The sequence below is a fragment of the Acidithiobacillus sp. TH-A36 genome (assembly GCF_057473445.1).
In genome coordinates this window covers 1-3435 of record NZ_JBYCKP010000173.1, presented here as the reverse complement: position 1 = coordinate 3435, position 3435 = coordinate 1, and the positions used below count along the sequence as shown (strand labels likewise).

Sequence of the window (3435 nt, the reverse complement as noted above, 5' to 3'; positions counted from 1 at the left end):
ATGATATGGTAGATACCGCCAATACCCTTTGTGAGGCTGCTCATGCCCTCAAAGCCCAAGGGGCAGTCAAGGTCTGCGCCTATTGTACTCACCCGGTTCTCTCCGGACCGGCCATGGAACGGATAGCGCGCTCCGAACTGGATGAACTGGTGGTTACGGATACCATTCCGCTCAGTAAAGAAGCGCAGGAGAGCCCGAAAATTCGCGTACTGTCGGTCGCCGAACTCATGGCGGAAACCATTCGTCGCATTGCTGAAGAAGACTCTGTCAGCTCATTATTCATGGACTAAGGATTAACTCCCGCCTGTCGCCTTGCGGCCAGACTTTGCCCGTTGTATCATGCGTTCTCTTCATTATGGTGGCTGTAGCTCAGTCGGTAGAGTCCCGGATTGTGATTCCGGTTGTCGCGGGTTCGAGCCCCGTCAGCCACCCCATATAAAACAAACACTTAGCGATGTTTGCTAAGTGATTTTTTGCGTCTTATTGACTTTTTGCCCAAATAATGCCCAACTGTGTCCAAATTGGATGTTTGGTAAGGGGGTAAAAATGGCTGCAATTCGACCACGGAAGGACCGCGACGGTGTCGTCATAGGGTATCAGGTTCAGATTCAACGCAAGGGATATCCATCCCAGACTAAAACCTTTCGCAACAAGGCCGACGCTCAGGCTTGGGCAACCATCGTTGAATCGGAAATGCAGCGTGGCGTCTGGCGGGACCGATCTGAAAGCGAGAACACCACTTTAAAGGAAGCCCTTGACCGTTATGCGGAAGAAATCACCCCCAACAAAAAAGGTGCCGCACAAGAAAAGTATGTAATTGCGTATTGGCGAAACCACCCACTCGCAAAACGGTTTTTATCCAGCTTACGAAGCAAGGACATTGCGAATGCTACGCGTGAGATGGAAACCGAAGGGAAAGCCCCTAATACCATTCGCCTACGTCTAGCTCTGTTGTCCAACATCTTCACCGTAGCAAGCACCGATTGGGGGATGGAAGCACTGATCAACCCAGTAAAAACGGTTCGCAAACCCAAACCGCCTAGAGGTAGGGATCGCCGTCTCGTGGGCGATGAGGAAGAAAGACTGCTGTCTGCCTGCCAAACCATGAACCCCGAACTGGCATCTATTGTGAGCATCGCTATTGAAACTGCCATGCGCCAAGGGGAAATTATGGGCATGACTTGGGACAAGGTAGACCTGAAGCACCAGACTATTACCTTGGAAGATACCAAAAATGGTGAAAAGCGTATCGTACCGCTGACCACCAAAGCCACTCAGATATTACGCGACTTGCCACGAAATTTGGATGGAAAGGTATGGACTTACACAAAACAAGGCGTCAAGGCCAGCTACATCAAGGCCGTCAAGAAGGCTGGCATTGAGGGGCTGACTTTCCATGACCTGCGCCATGAGGCGACCAGTCGTCTTTTTGAGAAAGGGCTTGGCCTCATGCAGGTGGCGGCCATCACTGGCCATAAGAATATGCAGATGCTAAAAAGGTACACCCATCTGAAACCGGAAGACTTGGTCGAACTGTTGAGGTGATGGATAAGCCACCACGACTATTAAGGCGATTATGGGGCATAATTCCAGACACTGAAGCAGTTTACTTGTATTTCGGGTAAAATGTCGGTGGATACCGTGCGCGGTCAGGTGATCTGTTAACACGGTAGAAACCATTCAAGCTCATTCTCTGAAGGGGATTGCCATGGCGCTGGATGCAAGGACCATAGAGAAACTTGCCAAGGTGGGGCTGACCGTGATGCGGCCTGATGCGCATGCGCCTTTATCAGCGGCACCATTATACATTTCCAAGGTCGCGGCAGGCATGCCTTCACCCGCTGATGATTACGTCGAAAAGACGCTCGATTTGAATGAATACTGCCTGCCGAATAGTGAGGCATCCTTCTTCTTGAAGGTGTCCGGCAACTCGATGACGGGTGCAGCCATTCATGACGGGGATATTCTTGTGGTGGATCGCAGCATTGCCCCACAAAGCGGACAAGTAGTGATTGCAATGTTGGACGGGGAAATGACCGTCAAACGCCTGATGCGTAAAGGCCATAAAGTGCTATTACAGCCAGAAAATCCCGACTACCCGACCATTACGGTAAGCCCCGATCAAGACTTTTCTGTTTTGGGTACTGTGATTTTTGTTGTGCATAAGTTTTGAGCGTGGCTATGGAAAATAATGTACTCATCCTCACCATTAACGACTGCCCCGGTATGCGCGTGGTTCGGGTCATCGGGCCGGTTTACGGAACAAGTGTCCGGTCCCGCAATATCGTCGGTAATCTTCTGGGCGGTATTCGTGCCGTCTTTGGCGGAAAACAGTCCGGCTACTTAAAAATGATTGCCCAAACCCGCGAGGATGCTTTGGAACAACTGGCGGAACATGCCCGTTCTCTTGGGGCCAATGCGGTACTGGGGATGCGCTTCGATTCTGGTGAGTTTGATGCCGGACAGGGGCAAGCCATGAATGAAATCACGGCCTATGGAACAGCTGTGGTGGTGGATGTGCTATGAGTGATATTGGTCTATTGCGGACTTGGTTATTGCCGGTGGCAACCTTTTTGTTGGCATGTTGCACCTTTGGGTTGGCTTGGTATACCAAGGAAATGGCAAAATCAACCAAGAAGGCACTCAAACAAAACGCGCAGCTCGTGGCAGAAACGCATGAACTGGTAGAGAGCAATAAGATATTGGTAGAACAAGATGATAAACACCACCAAGAAAACTTGATGCCGCTATGTGTTATTGAGCCAACAGAGCCGGAAATTGGGGACATTGGCCGAAAAATGTTTGCTGATCTTGGGTCTTTCAATAACACATTGGATATTTACGTCGCCTTCCTGAGCGCAAAGATTTCAAACAAAGGGAATGGTACCGCACTAAATGTAAAGATTAAATTTTACGTTAATTGTTCTACCCACCCAATTATCACAAGCGTTGGTGCAATCGCATCAGGTGAATCCTATTGTATTTACGATCACAAGCGTCCTCTTGTTCCGATGAAAATATACATGAACAAACAAAAAACATTACAAGATGATATTGTAAGAATAATCAACTCTGATTGGGTTATTTGCCTTACCTTTGAAGATGTTTTCGGCAATGAGTTTTATTCCATCCATAAAAAAGATACTGAAAATATATTTGTGGGATTCGGTAAGGGGGCTGAAAATTATTGTCAGAAGAATAACGCATCATCAACTTAACCTATCCCGCCAACCCCTCAGCCTGTTCAATAACCGTATTCACCGCCCCTTCCTGCATGTCGGGCGGATAACCGTGTTTCCGTAAGACCCGTTTCACCATCCTGCGCAGATGCGCTCGTGCCTGTTCGCGGATAGACCAGTCGATGCGGGTGTTCTGGCGCACGGTATCGGCTACTTCCTTGGCAATCATTTTCAGGGCTTCGTCGCCCATGGCCTG

The 3435-nt window shown here is 49.1% G+C and carries 5 protein-coding genes, 1 tRNA gene and 1 pseudogene; 6 read left to right on the top strand and 1 reads right to left on the bottom strand.

Annotation, left to right across the window (positions count from 1 at the left end):
- The 6 genes and pseudogenes from AC2VLY_RS04740 to AC2VLY_RS04715 form a co-directional block, all read left to right on the top strand.
- A pseudogene (locus AC2VLY_RS04740) lies at positions 1–290 on the top strand (ribose-phosphate pyrophosphokinase); the annotation flags it as partial.
- Positions 291–358: 68 nt separating this feature from the next.
- Positions 359–434 (top strand) — tRNA-His (locus AC2VLY_RS04735).
- Between the two features lie 91 nt (positions 435–525).
- On the top strand, positions 526–1545 hold the full coding sequence (locus AC2VLY_RS04730) for a site-specific integrase (RefSeq protein WP_486921844.1): 1020 nt from the start codon (positions 526–528) through the stop codon (positions 1543–1545).
- A gap of 163 nt (positions 1546–1708) precedes the next feature.
- Positions 1709–2173: a LexA family protein gene (locus AC2VLY_RS04725; RefSeq protein WP_300251441.1), complete on the top strand. Its 465-nt coding sequence runs from the start codon at positions 1709–1711 to the stop codon at positions 2171–2173.
- A gap of 8 nt (positions 2174–2181) precedes the next feature.
- Positions 2182–2526: a YbjQ family protein gene (locus AC2VLY_RS04720; protein WP_300251439.1), complete on the top strand. Its 345-nt coding sequence runs from the start codon at positions 2182–2184 to the stop codon at positions 2524–2526.
- Positions 2523–3218: a hypothetical protein gene (locus tag AC2VLY_RS04715; protein WP_300251436.1), complete on the top strand. Its 696-nt coding sequence runs from the start codon at positions 2523–2525 to the stop codon at positions 3216–3218. Before AC2VLY_RS04720 ends, AC2VLY_RS04715 begins: the two co-directional genes overlap by 4 nt.
- A gap of 1 nt (position 3219) precedes the next feature.
- Here the strand turns inward: AC2VLY_RS04715 and AC2VLY_RS04710 are convergent.
- Positions 3220–3435, bottom strand: a 216-nt coding sequence (locus AC2VLY_RS04710) for a type I restriction enzyme endonuclease domain-containing protein (protein ID WP_486921843.1), incomplete at its 5' end; no start/stop codon positions are given.